The organism is bacterium (assembly GCA_030685015.1).
GTDB lineage: Bacteria > CAIWAD01 > CAIWAD01 > CAIWAD01 > CAIWAD01 > CAIWAD01.
Genome location: JAUXWS010000059.1, coordinates 108,936 through 125,391, shown reverse-complemented (window position 1 = coordinate 125,391; position 16,456 = coordinate 108,936). Strand labels below are relative to the sequence as shown.

14 protein-coding genes are annotated in these 16,456 nt (G+C 69.4%); 12 read left to right on the top strand and 2 right to left on the bottom strand.

The window, feature by feature from the left end; all coding sequences use genetic code 11:
* Positions 1-3 precede the first annotated feature (3 nt).
* From Q8O14_08375 to Q8O14_08320, 12 genes are all read left to right on the top strand, one after another.
* Positions 4-1,947 (top strand): M48 family metalloprotease, encoded by a 1,944-nt coding sequence (locus Q8O14_08375; protein ID MDP2360754.1) that lies wholly within the window; start codon positions 4-6, stop codon positions 1,945-1,947.
* A complete protein-coding gene (locus tag Q8O14_08370) occupies positions 1,944-2,312 on the top strand; it encodes a VOC family protein (protein MDP2360753.1) in 369 nt (122 codons plus the stop codon). The genes Q8O14_08375 and Q8O14_08370 overlap by 4 nt, the downstream gene beginning before the upstream one ends.
* 165 nt (positions 2,313-2,477) lie before the next feature.
* On the top strand, positions 2,478-3,281 hold the full coding sequence (locus Q8O14_08365) for a M48 family metallopeptidase (GenBank protein ID MDP2360752.1): 804 nt from the start codon (positions 2,478-2,480) through the stop codon (positions 3,279-3,281).
* 63 nt (positions 3,282-3,344) lie between these two features.
* On the top strand, positions 3,345-3,818 hold the full coding sequence (locus Q8O14_08360) for a DinB family protein (GenBank protein MDP2360751.1): 474 nt from the start codon (positions 3,345-3,347) through the stop codon (positions 3,816-3,818).
* 103 nt (positions 3,819-3,921) lie between these two features.
* A complete protein-coding gene (locus Q8O14_08355) occupies positions 3,922-4,281 on the top strand; it encodes a response regulator (GenBank protein MDP2360750.1) in 360 nt (119 codons plus the stop codon).
* A 20-nt stretch (positions 4,282-4,301) separates the two neighbouring features.
* Entirely contained in the window at positions 4,302-5,384 is a 1,083-nt protein-coding gene (gene rlmN, locus Q8O14_08350; protein ID MDP2360749.1) for a 23S rRNA (adenine(2503)-C(2))-methyltransferase RlmN, read from the top strand.
* Positions 5,381-6,301: a glycosyltransferase family 2 protein gene (locus Q8O14_08345; GenBank protein ID MDP2360748.1), complete on the top strand. Its 921-nt coding sequence runs from the start codon at positions 5,381-5,383 to the stop codon at positions 6,299-6,301. The genes rlmN and Q8O14_08345 overlap by 4 nt, the downstream gene beginning before the upstream one ends.
* Positions 6,301-7,629: a sugar transferase gene (locus tag Q8O14_08340; protein MDP2360747.1), complete on the top strand. Its 1,329-nt coding sequence runs from the start codon at positions 6,301-6,303 to the stop codon at positions 7,627-7,629. Before Q8O14_08345 ends, Q8O14_08340 begins: the two co-directional genes overlap by 1 nt.
* Positions 7,626-9,140: a UDP-N-acetylmuramoyl-L-alanyl-D-glutamate--2,6-diaminopimelate ligase gene (locus Q8O14_08335; GenBank protein ID MDP2360746.1), complete on the top strand. Its 1,515-nt coding sequence runs from the start codon at positions 7,626-7,628 to the stop codon at positions 9,138-9,140. The genes Q8O14_08340 and Q8O14_08335 overlap by 4 nt, the downstream gene beginning before the upstream one ends.
* On the top strand, positions 9,137-10,471 hold the full coding sequence (gene murD / locus Q8O14_08330; GenBank protein MDP2360745.1) for a UDP-N-acetylmuramoyl-L-alanine--D-glutamate ligase: 1,335 nt from the start codon (positions 9,137-9,139) through the stop codon (positions 10,469-10,471). The genes Q8O14_08335 and murD overlap by 4 nt, the downstream gene beginning before the upstream one ends.
* A gap of 5 nt (positions 10,472-10,476) precedes the next feature.
* Positions 10,477-11,340: a glutamate racemase gene (murI, locus tag Q8O14_08325; protein ID MDP2360744.1), complete on the top strand. Its 864-nt coding sequence runs from the start codon at positions 10,477-10,479 to the stop codon at positions 11,338-11,340.
* Between the two features lie 6 nt (positions 11,341-11,346).
* Positions 11,347-11,859 (top strand): hypothetical protein, encoded by a 513-nt coding sequence (locus Q8O14_08320; GenBank protein MDP2360743.1) that lies wholly within the window; start codon positions 11,347-11,349, stop codon positions 11,857-11,859.
* Between the two features lie 375 nt (positions 11,860-12,234).
* On the opposite strand, the gene Q8O14_08315 is transcribed toward Q8O14_08320, so the two are convergent.
* Entirely contained in the window at positions 12,235-13,647 is a 1,413-nt protein-coding gene (locus tag Q8O14_08315; GenBank protein MDP2360742.1) for a sigma-54 dependent transcriptional regulator, read from the bottom strand.
* Positions 13,647-16,046 carry a HAMP domain-containing sensor histidine kinase gene (locus tag Q8O14_08310; GenBank protein ID MDP2360741.1) on the bottom strand — a complete coding sequence of 800 codons (2,400 nt, stop codon included), beginning with the start codon at positions 16,044-16,046 and terminating at the stop codon, positions 13,647-13,649. Before Q8O14_08310 ends, Q8O14_08315 begins: the two co-directional genes overlap by 1 nt.
* Positions 16,047-16,456: the final 410 nt, after the last annotated feature.

The following is a 16,456-nucleotide window of genomic DNA, read 5'->3' as shown; positions in this document are numbered from 1 at the left end:
GCCATGAACTTCCACCACGCCCAGGATCTCGCCCGGCGCAACACGGGCTGGCTGGTGCTGCTCTTCGGGCTGGCCGTGGCGGGCATCATGGCGGCGGCCGTCGCCGCGGTCCTGCTCGCCCTCAAGGGGACCCGCACTTGGTCGGGGCAAATCCTCAGCGGCCAGGAGCCGGGCCTCGCCCTGGCCGTGGCCTTGGCCGTGCTGACCGTGATCGTGTTGGGCAGCCTGCTCAAGCTGAGGCAGCTGGCCGGCGGCGGCCGAACCGTGGCGGAAGGGCTGGGCGGCCGGCGCGTGCACCCCTCCAGCCAGGACCCACAGCTGCGGAAGCTGCTCAACGTGGTCGAGGAGATGGCCCTGGCCGCCGGCATCCCCGTGCCCGCCGTCTTTCTGCTTGACGAGCCGGCGATCAACGCCTTCGCCGCCGGCTGGACTCCCGCCGATGCCGTCATCGGGGTGACGCGCGGTGCCGTGGAATCCTTGTCCCGCGATGAGCTGCAGGGCGTCGTCGCCCACGAGATCAGCCACATCACGGGGGGCGACATGGCGAGGAACCTGCATTTGGCGGGTACCCTGCACGGCATCCTGCTGCTGGGCCTGACCGGCGAGTTCGTCCTGCGCCACCTGCGGGGAGTGCGCCTGGGCGGGACGCGGGGCCGTGGCGGCGTGGGAAGCGTCGGCGCGGCGCTGGGCCTGGCCGCGCTGGCCTTGTTGGCCGTGGGCTACATCGGCTCCTTCTTCGGCAACCTGATCAAGGCGCTCATCAGCCGCCAGCGCGAGTTCCACGCGGACGCTGCCGCCGTGCAATACACGCGCCACCCCGCCGGCCTGGCCGGGGCTCTGAAAAGGATCGGCGGCGCCCCGCAAGGATCCCTCCTGCGAACGCCGAACGCCTCGGAGTTCAGCCACGCCTACTTCAGCCTGGGGGTGAAGGCCTCCCTCCGCAATCCGCTGGCCACGCATCCCCCGCTGGCGGAGCGGGTGCGGCGCCTGGACCCGGACTGGGACGGCCGCTGGCAGGAGCCGCTGCCGCGGGCGCGGAATCCGGCCCCCTTGCCCGCCGCGGCGGGCCGCCCGGCTGCGGCCGCTCCGGTCCGCCGCCTCTTGAGTGTCTCAGCGGCTTTGGAGGCGCTGGATCAGGCCGGCCAGGCGGACACGCGCAGCCTGGGCTATGCCCGTGGCCTGCTGGGCAGACTGCCGCCCGATCTGGCGGGCGAAAGCCAGGACCCCCTGGGCGCCCAGGCACTTCTGCTCGCCCTGGCGGCGGATGCCACGCCGGAGGCCCGCCAACGCCAGCTGGTGCTGGTGCGCGCCCTGGGCGCGGGCGGCTTGGCGGACCTGGCGGACAAGCTGGTCCCGCCCATGCAGGCCCTTGCCCCCGAGCTTAGGTTGCCGCTCGTGGACCTGGCCCTGGCCACACTGCACGGCCTGTCGCGCCCGCAGGCCCTGCTCTTCCGCCAGGCCCTGCTGGAATTGATCGAGGCCGACCAGGCAATCAGTCTGCGGGAGTGGCTTCTGCAGCGGCTCGTGCTCCACCACCTGGACGGCGCCCATGGCTTGGGGCGACGCCCGCCGGCGCACCGGGGGAACCTGGTCCAGGCTGCGCCTTCCGCCCGTCTGCTCTTGACCGCCCTGGCCCGCCTGGAGCATGAGGATGAGGAGGGAGCGGCCCGCGCCTTCGCCGCCGGCTGCCGCGAGGCCGCCTTGCCTGAAGAGGGCGCCCTGCCCCCGCCCCCGGGGGATGGTCGCGAACTGGAGGCGGCCATGGAGGAACTGGGCGCCCTGCCCCGGCCCGACCGCATCCGGTTGATGCGCGGGGCCATGGCCTGCGGCGCGCTGGACAACCAGCTGACCCCGGACGGCCTCTTCCTGATCCGGATCCTGGCCCGTGGACTGGACCTGCCCATGCCCTTGCTCGTCCCCCGGAAGGAACGGGAGGCGGGAGCATGAGCCTGCGCTTCGCCGAGATCCAGAGCTTCGTCTCCGACCTGGCCCGGGCCCGCGCCTTCTACGAGGGCGTGCTGGGCCTGCCGGTGAGGCAGGGCGGCGAGGGCTGGCTGGCCCTGGACTGCGGCGTGGAGCTGATCCTGATGGCCGGGGCGTCCCCCGCCCCGCACCAGGCGAATTACGGCCGCGAACGCGCCACGGTTCTCTGCCTGGCCTGCGGCGACATCGAGGCGGAGACGGCGCGGCTGAGGGTGGCCGGCGTGCGCTTCCTGACGGAGATCCTCACGGTGCCCCAGGGACGCTACGCCGCGCTCGAGGATCCGGACGGCAACCTGCTTGAGCTGGTCCAGCCGCGGGAGAAAGCATGAGGTCCTGGCCCATCGTTTGGCTGCCCGCCTGCCTCCTGGTTCCCGCCCAGGCCCTCTAGCAGCCTGTCGGGAAGGCGCCGCTGATTGGACGGATCAGGCTCCCATTGTTCCCGTTCCAACTAGCTGCGAGTGCGATATTGGAGCCAAAGAAATCAGGAGTCTTCCATGTACAACCGCACCTTCCCCGCTGCGTTGGCGATCCTGCTGCTGATCGCCGCCTGCAGCACGGTCCCGCTGACGGGCCGCCGTCAATTGGCCCTGGTGCCGGCATCCCAGATGCAGGCCGTGAGCTACCAGCAGTACGACGAGTTCATCAAAACGAATCCGCGCATCGCCAACACGACCCAGAGTGCCATGGTGGCGCGGGTGGGGGGTCGCATCCAGGCCGCCGTGGAAGAGTACATGACCCGCAAAGGCCTGACCGACCAGCTGGCCGGTTATGACTGGGAGTTCAACCTGGTGGAAGGCGACGAGGTGAACGCCTGGTGCATGCCGGGGGGCAAGGTGGTCGTCTACTCGGGTCTGCTGCCGGTGGCGCAGGACGAGGCGGGCCTGGCCGTGGTGATGGGGCACGAGATCGCCCACGCCATCGCCCGCCACGGCGACGAGCGGATGAGCCAGGGCATGCTGCAGCAGTTCGGCGGCTTGGCGCTCTCCACCTACCTGGAGCAGAAGCCGGCGGAGACCCAGCAATTGTGGATGACGGCCTACGGCCTGGGTTCCACCCTGGGAGTGATGCTGCCTTACAGCCGCACCCACGAGAGCGAGGCCGACCGCATGGGCCTCATCTTCATGGCGATGGCCGGCTACAACCCGGAGGCGGCGGTGGGCTTCTGGCAGCGCATGTCGGCGGGCAAGGGGGGGGAGCCGCCGGAATTCCTCAGCACCCATCCCTCGGATGCCGCGCGCATCGCCAAGCTAAGGAAGCTGATGCCCGAGGCGAGGAGGAATTACCGGCCGCGGCCGTAGGGACGCGACGCGTCGCGTCCCGACCTCCTATCTCAAGAACAGAGGTGGACCCGGATGGATCCCATGGCCAAGGCGTTCTGGTTGGGCCTGGAGCGTAGCGACATGTTCATCGATACCTTCACCAGCCGCCTTTCCGGCGACGACTGGACGGCCCTGCCGCCGGACCTGCCCAATTGCGCCCTGTGGACCCTGGGCCATCTGGCCTACCATCGCGGCCTTTTTCTCTATCTGCTCAACGGGCAGCGGACCTGGGACGAGCGCTGGCCCGCCCTCTTCGGTCTGGGCTGCCCTCCCGCGGAATGCGATCAGCTGCCCGGCGCGGATGAATGCCGCGCCGTCCTGGCGGAGCGCCGCCAGGATCTGACCGCCTGGCTGGAAAAGGCGACGACGGCCATGCTGAAGTCCCCCCCGGTGGAGTCCAGCCGCTTCTTCGCCACCAAGGCGGAAGTGTTGGTGCACCTGTCCCACCACGAGGCGCACCATACTGGATGCCTGTCAATGGCCAGCCGTCTCCTGGGCCGGGACAGGGTGATCTGAGGCATCGGTCAGGGCTCAAGCAGGGCCTTCAGCTTGAACCCAAGCCGTTGTTTTCCTTCCTTCACAGGGGAGAAATTGTGTGGATTCAACAGGGGAGCCGGGCGTGACGCCGCATATCCTGCTCGTCGAGGACGAGGAAGCTGTCCGCGACATCAGCACGCAAATGCTGACCCTGTTGGGTTACCAGGTCACGGCCGTGGTCGATGGTCCCGCGGCGCTGGCCGTCTTCAAGCAGGATCCCGCCCGCTTCGACCTGCTGATGCTGGACCTCAACCTGCCCGGCATGACGGGACGCCAACTGCTGTTGGAGCTGCGGCGCATCCGGCCCGACGCCCCGGCCATCTTCTGCAGCGGGGACCCCGATCCGGATCCCCCCGCCGGGGATCCACCACACCTGTTCAAACCCTATCGAATGGTGGATTTGAAGTCCTGCATCGACTCCCAGCTGTCGCCGTCCAGCTAGGCCCGGAGGGCCCCGCACCCGTGCTGTCGCTCGCCAGCCAGACTCCGCCCCCCCCTGTCCAAGCCCGCCCCAGCCTGGCCGGCGACAGCCTGGAAAGCCTGCGGGAGCGCCTTGCGGCGGAGGGACTGGCGCCCTGGCGCGCCGACCAGATTTTCAACTGGATCCATGCCCGCCGCACCTTCGACTTCCAGGACATGACCAACCTGGCCCGCGACCTGCGCCGCGACCTGGCGGAGCGCTACGCCGTCCTCGAGATCGAGCCGGCGCGGCGCGTGCGAAGCGCCGTGTCCAACTGCGAGAAGTTCCTCTTCCGCCTGGCCGACGGCGCCCGCATCGAGGCCGTCTGGATGGGCTTTGAGCGCCGCAGCACGCTCTGCGTCTCCACCCAGGTGGGTTGCGCCCTGGATTGCGCCTTCTGCGCCACGGCGACCATGGGCTTCCGCCGCCATCTGAGCGCGGCCGAGATCGTCCAGCAGGTCCTCTGGGTGAATGCCCAGGAAGGCCTCCAGCTGAGCAACGTCGTGTTCATGGGCATGGGCGAGCCCCTGCACAACTACGACAACGTGGCCCGGGCCCTCCGCCTGCTGCACGACAACCGCGGGCTGGGGCTCAGCCGTCGCCGCATGACGGTCTCCACCGCCGGGCTTGTGCCGCAGATCCGGCGGATGGCCGAAGAAGACCTGCCCTGCAAGCTGGCTGTCTCCCTCAACGCCGTCACCGACGAGAAGCGTTCGCGCCTGATGCCCATCAACCGCAAGTATCCCCTGGACGATCTTTTCGCCGCCTGCAAGGACTGGACCGAGCGGACCGGCCAGCGCGTCACATTCGAGTACATCCTGATGGAGGGCGTCAACGATACCCGGGAGGACGTCCGCGGCCTGCGCGCCCGCCTCTCCCGCCTCCCCTGCAAACTCAACCTGATCTATTACAACCCGACGGAGCGCGGCTTCCAATCCAGCGGGGCGGAGATCTACCAGCGCTTCTTCGCCGACCTGCAGACCGCGCCCTTCGCTGTCACCCTGCGGCAGAACATGGGCACCGACATCGACGCCGCCTGCGGCCAGTTGCTCGTCAAGGAAGAGCGCCGCGAGGCCGCCCCGTGAGCGCGCGCCTGGTGGAGAACCGCCCCGCCCTGCCGGCTGTCGCGACGCCCGATCTTTCGATCATCGTCGTCCACTTCAACACGGAGGCGCTCACCCGGGCCTGCCTGGAGTCCATCCTGCGCGAGCGGAATGGCCTTGCGGTGGAGGTGTTCCTGGTGGACAACGGCTCCAGCGACGGCTCCGGAGGGCGGCTGGCCGCGGCTTGCCCCTGGCTCCATTTCCTGCGGCTGGATCGCGGCATCGGCTTCGGCGAGGCCAACAACATCGCTGCCCGCCAGGCCAGAGGACGCCTCCTCCTCTTCCTCAACTCGGACACGGAAGTGCAGAACGACGCCCTGCGCCAGGTGGCGGCCTTCCTGGACGCGGAGCCGCAGGCCGCCCTGGCCGGCTGCCGCCTGCTCAAGAGCGACGGCAGCTTGGACAGCGCTTGCCGCCGATCCTTCCCCACGCCCTCCGTGTCGCTGTGGAAACTGCTGGGCTTCAACCGCCTCTTCCCGCGCAGTCGGCGCTTCGCCGCCTACGACCTGCGCTACATGCCGGAGGAGGAACGCTACCAGGTGGACAGTCTGGTGGGCGCCTTCCTCATGGCGAGGCGCGAGGCGCTGCCCCCCGGTCCCTTCGACGAGGACTTCTTCTTCTACGGGGAGGACATCGACCTCTGTTACCGCGTCAAGCAGCGGGGCGGCGAGGTCTGGTACCTGGGCGACGTGGCCATGCTGCACCGCAAGGGCGGCACCACCAACAAGCGCGCCCCCTGGGTCATCTTCCACTTCCACGACTCCATGCGCATCTTCTACAACAAGCACTACCGCCGCCACTACTCCTGGGCCACCACCGCCCTCGTCCACCTCGGCATCTACCTGCGCATGGCCGTCCTGCTTGTCTTCAACCTCTTCAAGCGCACGCGCCCCGCCTGATGACCCGCTACCTGCTGCGCGCCGGGCTTGTCCTGGTGGACCTTGCCTGCCTGCTGCTGGCCTTCTGGCTGGGCTGGTGGACCCGCTTCATGCTGCTGCCGCCGCTGCTGCCCGGGCTGGTCAGCGTCCAGCAGCCCTGGAGCCTCTACTTGGACGTGCTGGCGCCGGCCTCCATCCTGCTGGTGATCTTCGCCGCCCGGGCCCGCCTCTACCGCTTCGGCGACCTGGGGTTGCGCCGCCAGGTCTACGGCTCCCTGCAGGTCGTGGCCTGGCTTTTCCCCGTCGTCCTCGCCTATCTCGTCATCTTCCGCCTGGATTTCGAGTTCAGTCGCCTGGGAACCCTATTCGCCATGGGCTGGCTCCTCCTCCTTCTGCCTGTGGCTCGTGTGGCGGCCTGGCAGCTCATCCAGCGCGGCGGACTGCTGCGGGCGCCCATGCTTTTCATCGGCAGCCCGACCCGCGTGGAGGCCTTTCTGGACGCCGTGGGCCGCGACCGCTTCCGTCGCGGCAACGATGAACTGGCCCGCCTGGCGCCGGGTGAGCTGTTTGATGAGCAGGGCGAGGACTTCCGGCCGGAATGCAATGAGCAGGTCGACCACCTGGTGTCGGACAAGGGCCTGCAGAAGGTGGTCGTCTTCATGGAGGGCATGCCGCGACGCCGCCTTACCACCGTGCTGCGCAAGTTCGAGATCCGGGTGCGCACGATCGAGCTGGTGCCCGACGCCGCCACCATGGCCCTGATGGGGGCCCGCATCGTGCGCCTCGACGACCAGCCGCTGTTGTCCCTGGAGCAAAGCCTGTGGCGACCCGCCAAGCGCTTGCTCAAGCGCCTGGTCGACCTGACAGCCGGCCTCCTCGGATTGCCGCTCGTGCTGTTGACCGTGGTGGCGGCCACGCCCTTCCTGCGGGGCCGACCCCTCATGCGCATCCGTCGCTACGACCTCACGCGGCGCCCTCTCACCCTGCTCCAGCTGCGTGTGGACTACGAGCGGGGCGGCTGGCTCTTCCAGTCCGGACTCTACAAAGTGCCGGAGCTGCTGGGCGTGCTGGTCGGATCGCAAAGCCTGGTGGGTCCCGCGCCGCTCATCGAGCGCGAGTTCGAGACCTATCCCGGGGATCTGGCGGCCTTCGCCCGCATCCGCCCCGGCCTCACCGGCCTCTGGCAAGTGAGCGACTATGGCTACTTCGAGCCGGGCCAACGCCTGGCCATGGACATGTATTACGCCATGAACTGGTCGCCGCAAATGGATCTGCGCATCATGCTGGAGTCCGTGCTCAAGGGTCTGCGCAGTCTGCGACAGCCCCGGGTGGGAAAGCTGCGCACATGACACGACGCGAAGCATCGCTGGGATGGCTCTGCGCCCTCCCGGGTGTCCGGCGCCTCCAACTGGAGGCGGGGGGACCCTGGGGCCTTGAGGAGCTGGGTGGCGACGGTCCCCTCCTGCGCACGGACTCGCGCCGCTGCCGCCCGGGGGACCTCTTCGTGGCGCTGCGCGGATACTCCCACGACGGACACGGCCATGCGCCCGCCCTGCTGGCCAACGGCTTCCCCTGCGTGGTGGAGGCCGGCTGGCACCTCGCCCAGGAGGAACCCCTGCGCCGGACGCCGGGCCAACTGGTGGTCGAGGACACGCAGGATTGGCTGCCCCGCGCCGTGGCCCGCATCGCCGGCCTGGAACAAGCGGACCTCGTCGTGCATGGCGTCACCGGGACCAACGGGAAGACCAGCACCACCTGGATCCTGCAGCAGCTCCTGCGACCGCTGGATCCCCGGGCCGGCCTCGTGGGCACCATCTGCAGCCGCCTGGGCGGCGGCGAAGCCGCCCCCGCCACGCTCACCACGCCGGACTCCCCCTGGCTGGCCGCCTTCGCCAGCAGGCTGCTGGAGGCGGGCGGACGGCATCTGGTGATGGAGGTCTCCAGCCACGCCATCCATCAGCGCCGGGAAGCGGTCTTCGGCTTCCGCAGCGCCGTCTTCCTCAACCTCAGCCCGGAGCATCTCGACTATCATCAGGGCATGGAGGACTACTTCCGGGTGAAGGCATCCTTCCTGCGCCGCCCCGAGGCGGAACTGCGCCTGGTGAACACGGACTGTACCTGGGGCCGGCGGCTGGCACAGGAGCTGGACCCCCTCCCCGTCGTCACCTTCGGCCGAGAGGCGGGGGTCGACTGGCGCCTCGCCGATGAACGCGGCGAGGGCGAGGGACAGGCCTTTCGCCTGCTGGGACCCGGCGCCGATGAAGAGTTGTGGATTCCCCTGCCCGGCTCCCACAACGCCTCCAACGCCGCGGCGGCCTGGATCGTGGCCGACTCCCTGGGCATTCCCCGCCCCCGCCTGCGAGAGCTGATGGCCGACCTGGATCCGGTGCCCGGCCGCATGGAGCCCCTCCGCCTGGCGGGCGGCCCGCGCGTCCTCATCGACTACGCCCACTCCCCGGACGGCTACGAGAAGGCCTTCGCCGCAGTGGCCGCCCTGCCCCGGCGTCGCCTGCACGTGCTTTTCGGATGCGGCGGCGAGCGGGACCGTGGCAAGCGCCCGGTCATGCTGCGGATCGCGCTGGTCCACGCGGACCGTGTCTGGCTGACCCTGGACAATCCCCGGGGCGAGGATCCGGCGCAGATCTTCGGCGACATCCTGGCGGAGCAGGGCGGGGACGCCCGCATCACGCGCCTGGACGATCGCGCCGCCGCCATCGCCGCCATGCTGGCGGAGGCGGGGCCGGAGGATCTGCTTCTGCTGCTGGGCAAGGGGCACGAGCGCTATCAACTGATCGGGACCGAGAAGCGGCCCTTCGACGAGCGCGAGGTGCTGCGGCAATGCTGGGAGCGCCCGGCATGACAGGCCGCCTGCTGATCATCGGCGTGGCGCGCAGCGGTCTGGCGGCGGCCCGGCTGGGTCTGGCCCGCGGCCATGAGGTCCTGCTCCACGACGACCTGCTGAGTCTGGAGCAGATGGGCGGGAAGCTGGCCGGCCTGCCGGTGGCCGTCCATCTGGGGAATGATCTGCCCTCCGACCTGACGCTGGTTGTGCCCAGCCCGGTGATCCCCCCGTCCCATCCGTTGGTGGCGGAGGCTCTGCGGCGCGGCCTGCCCGTGCAGAGCGAGCCGGATTTCGCACGGACCTGGTTCGCCGGCGAGGTGCTGGCCGTCACCGGATCCAACGGCAAGACGACGACGACTCTGCTGGCGGCGGCCGTGCTCCAGGCCTGCGGCTGCCGGGCCGAGGCCTGCGGCAACGTGGGCCACCCGCTCAGCCTGGTCGCGCTGGAGGAGCCGCCGCCGGACTGGGCCGTGCTGGAGGCGAGCAGCTACCAGCTTGAGTTGAGCCGCGACCTGCGGGTGCGCGCCGCCCTGCTGCTCAACCTGAGCGAGGACCACCTTGCCCGCCACGGCAGCATGGAAGGCTACCTGGCGGCCAAGTGGCGCTTGGCCGAGCAGGTGGCGGAGGACGGCTGCGTGGTGGTCAACGCCGACGATCCGCTGCTGGCCCCTCGGGCCGACTCCCTCTCCTGCCGCGTCCACCGCTTCTCCGCCGGCGGCCGGACCGCCGCCGCGCGCGTGGACGAGCGCGGCCTCTGGCTGGAGGAGTGGCCGGGCGGCCTCTTCATCGAGGCGGGCGCGCCGCGCCTCATCGGCGCCCACAACCTGGAGAACATGGCCGCCGTGCTGCTGGCCGCCCGCGACCTCGGCCTCGACCTGGCCACTGTGCGGCAGGCGATGCTGGACTTCTCGCCCGTCGAGCACCGCATCGAGATCGTGCGGACGCGCCGGGGCGTCCGCTGGATCAACGACAGCAAGGCCACCAACGTGGACAGCACGGCCAAGGCCCTGGTCGGTTTCGCGCCCGGCTCCGTCATCCTGCTGGCGGGCGGCGAGGCCAAAACGGACGACTACAGCACGGTGGAGGGGCTGGTGAGGGAGCGGGTGCGCGAGCTGGTCGTCTTCGGCCGCGACGGCGGCATCATCGGAGACTGGTTCGCGGACAAGCTGGCCGTGCACCGTGAGGACAACCTGGCCGGCGCCGTGGCCCGGGCCGCGGCCTTGTCCCGCCCGGGCGACGTCGTCCTGCTAAGCCCCATGTGCGCCTCCTTCGACCAGTTCGTCAACTTCGAGGAGCGGGGGCGGCGCTTCCGGGACCTGGTCTGTGCGCTGCCCGAGCCGAAGGAGTAGCCGCCATGCCCTCCCCCCAGCCCATCGGCGTGTTCGACTCCGGCGTGGGCGGCCTCACCGTCGTCGCCCAGGTGCTGGCGCAGCTGCCCCGCGAGGATCTCATCTACTTCGGCGACACCGCCCGCGTCCCCTACGGCATCCGCAGCCCGCGGGTGATCCGCGAGTTCAGCCGCGAGATCGCCGCCTGGCTGCTGGCCAACCGGGTAAAGGCCATTGTCGTCGCCTGCAACACGGTGAGCGCCGTGGCCCTGCCCGACCTGCGCAACGCGCTTCCCGTCCCCGTCATCGGCGTGGTCGAGGCGGGCGCCCGCCAGGCGGTGGAGGCCACGCGCAATGGCGAAGTGGCGGTGGTGGGCACGGCCTCCACCGTGGCCAGCCGCGCTTATCCCGATGCCGTGGCGCGGCTGGACGCCTCGGTGCGCACCTTGAGCCGGGCCTGTCCGCTCTTCGTGCCCATGGTGGAGGACGGCATCGTGGACGGGCCGGTGGCCGAGGCGGTCATCCGCCACTATCTGGGGGACATCCGCCCCTCGCGCATCGACACCCTGGTGCTGGGCTGCACCCACTACCCGCTCCTTCAACCCGCGATGGCCCGCGTCCTGGGGGAGGGCCTGCGCATCGTCGACGCGGCGGAGGGCACGGCGCGGGAGCTGGCGGCCATCCTGGCGGAACGCGACCTGGCCACCCCCAACCTGGAGCCGGGCCACCGGCGCTTTGTCTTCAGCGATCGCACCGAGGCCTTCCAGGCCCTGGCCCGCCGCATCCTGCCTGACTTCGTGGGAGACATGGAGCTGGTGGACGTGGAGGGTCCGGCCTTCCGGGACGCCCTGCGCCTGCTGGGCACATCGCCTCTGCAGAAAGGGAATTGACACGTCATGACCGACGACACCGCGCGCCCGGATGCTGCTGCGCTGGCCCGCCGCCTCAACTTCTCCATCGTCCTGCCCGGCCGCCTGGCCGGTCTGGGCTGGCCCTTCCGCCGCGAGGCAGGGCCTGAGGCCGTCGCCGCCCTCCTGCGGGAGGCTGGCGTCGCCGCACTGGTCAACCTGACCGGCGAAGCCTATCCCGCCGCCGCCCGCGCCACCTTGGACGGGCTGCACCTGATCGACCTGCCGGTCGATGACTACACGGCTCCGTCCCTGGAACAAGCCGACGAGCTGGGGCGCCTCTTCTCCACCCTGCCGCCAGGGCAGGTCCTGGCCCTGCACTGCGCCGCCGGTGTTGGCCGCACGGGCACCCTGCTCGCCTGCCTGCTGGGTCGTGAGCTGGGACTGGACGGCGCGACCGCCCTGGCCCGCATCCGCCGCCTGCGTCCAGGCAGCGTGGAGACGGCGGAGCAGGAGGACCTGGTTGAGCGTTGGCTGGGAGCCAACCGCCGGCGAGAGTGAAGCCGGGCGCCCACCCTTCGTTGTGGCGCATCCACCTGGTGTCGCTTCTCTCCTCCCCTCCCTGCCTGTGCATGATCTTCGGTCCTGCCCCCAGCTGCTGCAATGCGGCTGGATGCACATACATCATGTGGCCAGGGCACAAAAAGGGGCGGACAAGAAGTCCGCCCCACCTGCGTCGCCGCATCCACTGCGTGCAGTGTGTGAGCTGCAGCCCCCCGGTTCAAGTCCCACAACCTGACGAGTGCGACGACGCCATTTCCTGCCGCCCGCGCCAGGGCGGTGACGTGGTGGAACCGACCACGGGCTGTTATTGGCAAAACATGTGCCAAGACGTGGATTGTGCAGCTTGCGAGCCTGTTCTGACCCGACTTACTTTCATGAATCACGGTTCTGTCCGATTAATGCGTATATAGTTGTGCGATCCACCGCTAGCAATTCAGCACATCGTGTAACATTGCCCTGGCAGAGGCGCAGCACTTGCTGGATGTACTCCCGCTGGATGTCCTGCCGCCATTGGCGCAAGGGTTGGATTTCCTCGACGCTCTGTGGGAGGAATCCAACAGAGTCCGTGGATGCTCCGCCCGGCCAGGCTCCGTCCCATGGTCCGGCGTGGCCATGGTCGTGGATGGTGGACAGGAGGGGACGGATCTCGTCCACATCCACCACCGGGTGGCGCGAACCCGCCAGCAGGCCATCCATCAGATTGCGCAACTCCCGCACGTTGCCCGGCCAGTCATGGTCCTGCAGCAGACCCAGGGCTGCCCGGCTCAAGCTCCTGGTGGGCAGGTTGTTGCGCCGGGCGACCGCATCCAGGAAGACGTGGGCCAGTTCCTCCACGTCCTCCCGCCGCTCCCTGAGGGAAGGCAGGTTCAGCTTCAGCACGTCCAGCCGGAATCTCAGGTCGGGGCGGAAACGCCCCTCCAGCGCCCGTTGGGACAGGTTCTGATGGCTCGCCGTCACCACCCGGGCCCGGACATGGGTGTAGTCTGTTTGACCCACGGCCTGGACCTCCCCGGATTCCAGGAAGCGGAGCAGGCGCTTCTGCGCGTCGTGGCTGAGTTCGCCCACCTCGTCCAGGAAGAGGGTGCTGCCTTCGGCCTGCTGGATGATGCCGGGGTGGTCGTGGATGGCGCCGGTGAAGGCCCCTTTGCGATGCCCGAAGAGGTGGCTCTCGATGATGGACTCAGGAATGGCGGCGCAGTTGACAATGGTCAGGGGGCGGTCGGCACGGCCGGGAGCCTCCTCGTGCAGCGCCTTGGCCACCAGCTCCTTGCCGCTGCCCGTCTCCCCCGAGATCATCACCGGCATGTCCAGCGGCGCGTAGTTCAGGATCTGCTCACGCAGCCGGCGCATGGGGAGACTGCTCCCCAGCAGGCGACCCACCCCGCGCCGCTCGTCGGCCGGGTCCGGGCGGGCGGCATCAAGGGCCTTGCGCACAGTGTCCAGCAGCATGGTCTCGTTCAGGTCGCTTTTGGAGAGGAATTGGACCACGCCCAGACGCCCGGCCTCCAGCAAGTTCTCCGTGGTGTCCTTGCCGGAAACGACCACGACCGGCAGGCGGGGCGCCCGCGGGCGCAGCTCACGCAGGAAGTCCAGGCCGCCTTGGTGGGCGCCGGACAGGCCGATGTCCAGCAGCAGCAGATCGGGCACCCGATCCTGTGTCTGGCGACGGGCCTGGGCGGCATCCTGGGCGAGCCCCACCACGTAGCCTTCACTGCAGAGGGACTCGCGCAAGGACTCCGCCACGTTGCGGTTGTCCTCGAGGATCAGGATGTGGGGCGCTCCCATCAGACGTCCTCCAGCTTGTCCGACGGCTCCAGCCCAGCGGGAGCCTGCGGCAGATCGATGCGGACCAGGGTGCCCCCCGCCGCCGAGGGGTCGAGGCTGATCTGGCCGCCCAGGTCCTGCAACAGGTGGCGGGCGAAGTAGAGGCCGTAGCCATAGCCCCCCCGCCTCGAACTGAAGCCCGGCTCCCAGATGCGGTGCCGGATCTCGGCGGGCACGCCGCGCCCCGTGTCCTCGATGAAGATCGTCCAACCGCTCGTGGCCATGTCGCTGGCCGGCACCAGGCCGATCATCAGGCGGCCCCGGTGCTCCATGGCTTCAACGGCGTTGTTGAACAGGCTGCCGAAGACGAGGGCCAGGGTTTCGGCGTCGCCCACCACCTCCGCCTTGTCGGGCAGGTGCCAGCTGCACTGGATTCCGGGCATGCCGGCCAATTCGGCGCGCCGGGCGCCCGCGGCCAGAGCCGCCACCAGGTCCACTCTCTCCCGATGGCGGCGCTCGCCGGAGATGGCGGTGAAGTGTCGGATCAACTGGCGCAAGCGATCCAACTCCGCCCGCATGCGGCCGATGATCCGCTGCAATCCCTCCGGCATGGGTTGCAGGGCGCGCTCAACCTCGCGCTGCAGCTGGTCCAGGCCCAGGCCGATGGGCGCGATGGGCGTCTTCAGCTCGTGGGTGATCAGACCGGTCAGGGACCGGTAGCGGCGCCCGTCCTCGGCGGCCACCAGGGCCGTTTCGTCGATGCCGAAGATGACGCTCCCCACCTCCTGCCTGCCGGGGCGGACGGGCCGCAGGAGCCAGCGCATCCAGCGCTCACCCGATTGATGCAACTCGCCGGTACCGGGACGGAGGCGTTTTGCCAGCGTACTCAAGGCGGGTCCCTGCTGTGGATCCGTCAGCAGACGACGCAACTCCTGGTTGGCGAAGGTGAGGCGTCCTTGGGGATCCAGCAGCCCCACCGGCTGGGAGTTGTCGTCCAGGATGCCGCGCAGCAGGTTGTCCTGGCGGCGCAAGCGCAAAACCAGCAGCAGCAGGAAGAAGAAAGCCGCCACCTCGGCCGACAGGCGCGTGGCCGGGCTGCGCAGCAGGCGGCTCCAGACCGGCACGGCGTGCAAGGTGAAAGAAGTGATGGAGGATCCCTGCACCACATGGGCCAGGGCGTCGTCCAGACTGGAACCGCGGGATTCCATGCGCAGGTGGCCGGATCCGGCGTAGCGCACTACGACCCGCTGGCGGCCATCCAGGCTGATCACCCTGCTGGTCCCCGCCCCCTCGTCGCCGACCAGCCAGCCGTCCCGGTAGGACGGCAAGGCCCATTCCGGCGGCCATTCCCACAGTGTCCTGGCCGAATCCGCCGCCGCCAACGCCACCACCCGGGTCCCGGCCAGGCCATGCAGCGCAGGACTGGCGCTCCTGTCTTCCCGGTCGTCCCCGGCCAGCCACAGGGCCTTCAGCGTTGGTATCCACCAGGTCCGCAGCACCCGCTCCGCCCAGCTGTCCAAAAGGAAGGCGTGCCCGCGGCGTCCATCCGGCAACTTGATCTCCTGGCGCGAATGAAAGACGAGATGCCGCTGGTCGGGCAGGACCTGGACCTGAAGCGAATTGTGTTTATCGCCCGTGTCGATCACGCGGAAGCGGCCGTCGTGCGGCGAGAAAAGCAGGAGGGCGGCGCATGTGTCGTTGATGCCACCCAGGTCGTTGCCGTTGTGGGGCGCGAAACTGCTCAGGGCCAGCCAGGACCGGCCCTCCTCATCCACCAGGGACGGTCCTGGCGGAAAGTGGATCTCCAGGCCGCAGGGGTGGCGCTCCACGGTGACGGCGCCGGATGTCAATTCCAGCCGCACCACGCCCCGCCATCCCTGGAAGGCCGCGCCCACGGAGAGCAGGGCGCACCCGCGGCCTTCCGACTGATGGAAGCGCATGCTGGTCAGGCGCGGCACATCCCGCCAGGAATGGGGGTGGTGGGCCGGGGAGAACAGCACGCCCTGCCAGAAGGGCTTGCTCTCCCCGGTCGAGTCGGCCCGGAACAGGTTGAGCAGGATCGTCGTGCTGTCGCCGCTGGTGGACAAGGCGGCGATCCACCGGCTGCCATCGGTCGCGCGGGCCGTCACGACGCCCCCCAGCATGACCTTGCCCGCCAGGTAGAGCTGGCGGTTCGGGCGGGCCTGCGTCGGCGTGGTCGAGACAATCTTGAGGGAGGGGGGTTCGGAGGACCGCGGCTCGCTGTTGAGAAGTCGGTCCAGGCCGTCGTCGCCGGTCAGCTCGGCCAGCTCCACCTTGCCGAAGTGGGTGCTCGTGTCAAAGGGCCTGGCCAGCCAGCCCACCCCGGGGGACAGCGCAAACTCCATCAGCGCTCCCGCCAGCAGGGCCACGGTGGCGATGCACAGCAGGCTGATAGCCATCAGGCGGAACAGGCCACCGAAGATGAAGAGCCGGCGCCGGGGCAGCTCCAGAAGAGCGACAGGGCCTGGATCGACCTTCCCGGGCGACGGGTTCCGGCTTGCGGCCCAGTCTTCTGTGGGAAGGTGGCCCACTTGCACCTCTGCTTCAACTCTGGAGCTTCTGTGCTGTCAGGGACATGGCCGGCTTGGCCTGAATGGTCCGTTCCATTCATCCCGTCGGAGCATGGCGAAGTCCCTGGTCTTGACGCCGGCCGGCCCGGCAAGACTGGAGTGGCGGGATCCAGCCATGCGCGAACTCCGTCCAGGATCCAAGCCCGAAAGAGATCCAGCGCGGGGGGGACGCTGGCATTCGAAGGTACTGAATGGGGGAAGGTCCGACCAGCGGAATCATGTGAAGGAAAGGGCCGTCA

What these genes read in the sequence shown, in the direction of transcription:
- Q8O14_08340 (MDP2360747.1), top strand. Translation starts at nt 6,301, where the DNA reads ATGACCCGCTACCTGCTGCGCGCCGGGCTTGTCCTGGTGGACCTTGCC.
- Q8O14_08365 (MDP2360752.1), top strand. Translation starts at nt 2,478, where the DNA reads ATGTACAACCGCACCTTCCCCGCTGCGTTGGCGATCCTGCTGCTGATC.
- Q8O14_08375 (MDP2360754.1), top strand. Translation starts at nt 4, where the DNA reads ATGAACTTCCACCACGCCCAGGATCTCGCCCGGCGCAACACGGGCTGG.
- Q8O14_08335 (MDP2360746.1), top strand. Translation starts at nt 7,626, where the DNA reads ATGACACGACGCGAAGCATCGCTGGGATGGCTCTGCGCCCTCCCGGGT.
- murD (MDP2360745.1), top strand. Translation starts at nt 9,137, where the DNA reads ATGACAGGCCGCCTGCTGATCATCGGCGTGGCGCGCAGCGGTCTGGCG.
- Q8O14_08320 (MDP2360743.1), top strand. Translation starts at nt 11,347, where the DNA reads ATGACCGACGACACCGCGCGCCCGGATGCTGCTGCGCTGGCCCGCCGC.
- murI (MDP2360744.1), top strand. Translation starts at nt 10,477, where the DNA reads ATGCCCTCCCCCCAGCCCATCGGCGTGTTCGACTCCGGCGTGGGCGGC.
- Q8O14_08360 (MDP2360751.1), top strand. Translation starts at nt 3,345, where the DNA reads ATGGCCAAGGCGTTCTGGTTGGGCCTGGAGCGTAGCGACATGTTCATC.
- Q8O14_08370 (MDP2360753.1), top strand. Translation starts at nt 1,944, where the DNA reads ATGAGCCTGCGCTTCGCCGAGATCCAGAGCTTCGTCTCCGACCTGGCC.
- Q8O14_08315 (MDP2360742.1), bottom strand. Translation starts at nt 13,647, where the DNA reads ATGGGAGCGCCCCACATCCTGATCCTCGAGGACAACCGCAACGTGGCG.
- Q8O14_08310 (MDP2360741.1), bottom strand. Translation starts at nt 16,046, where the DNA reads ATGGCTATCAGCCTGCTGTGCATCGCCACCGTGGCCCTGCTGGCGGGA.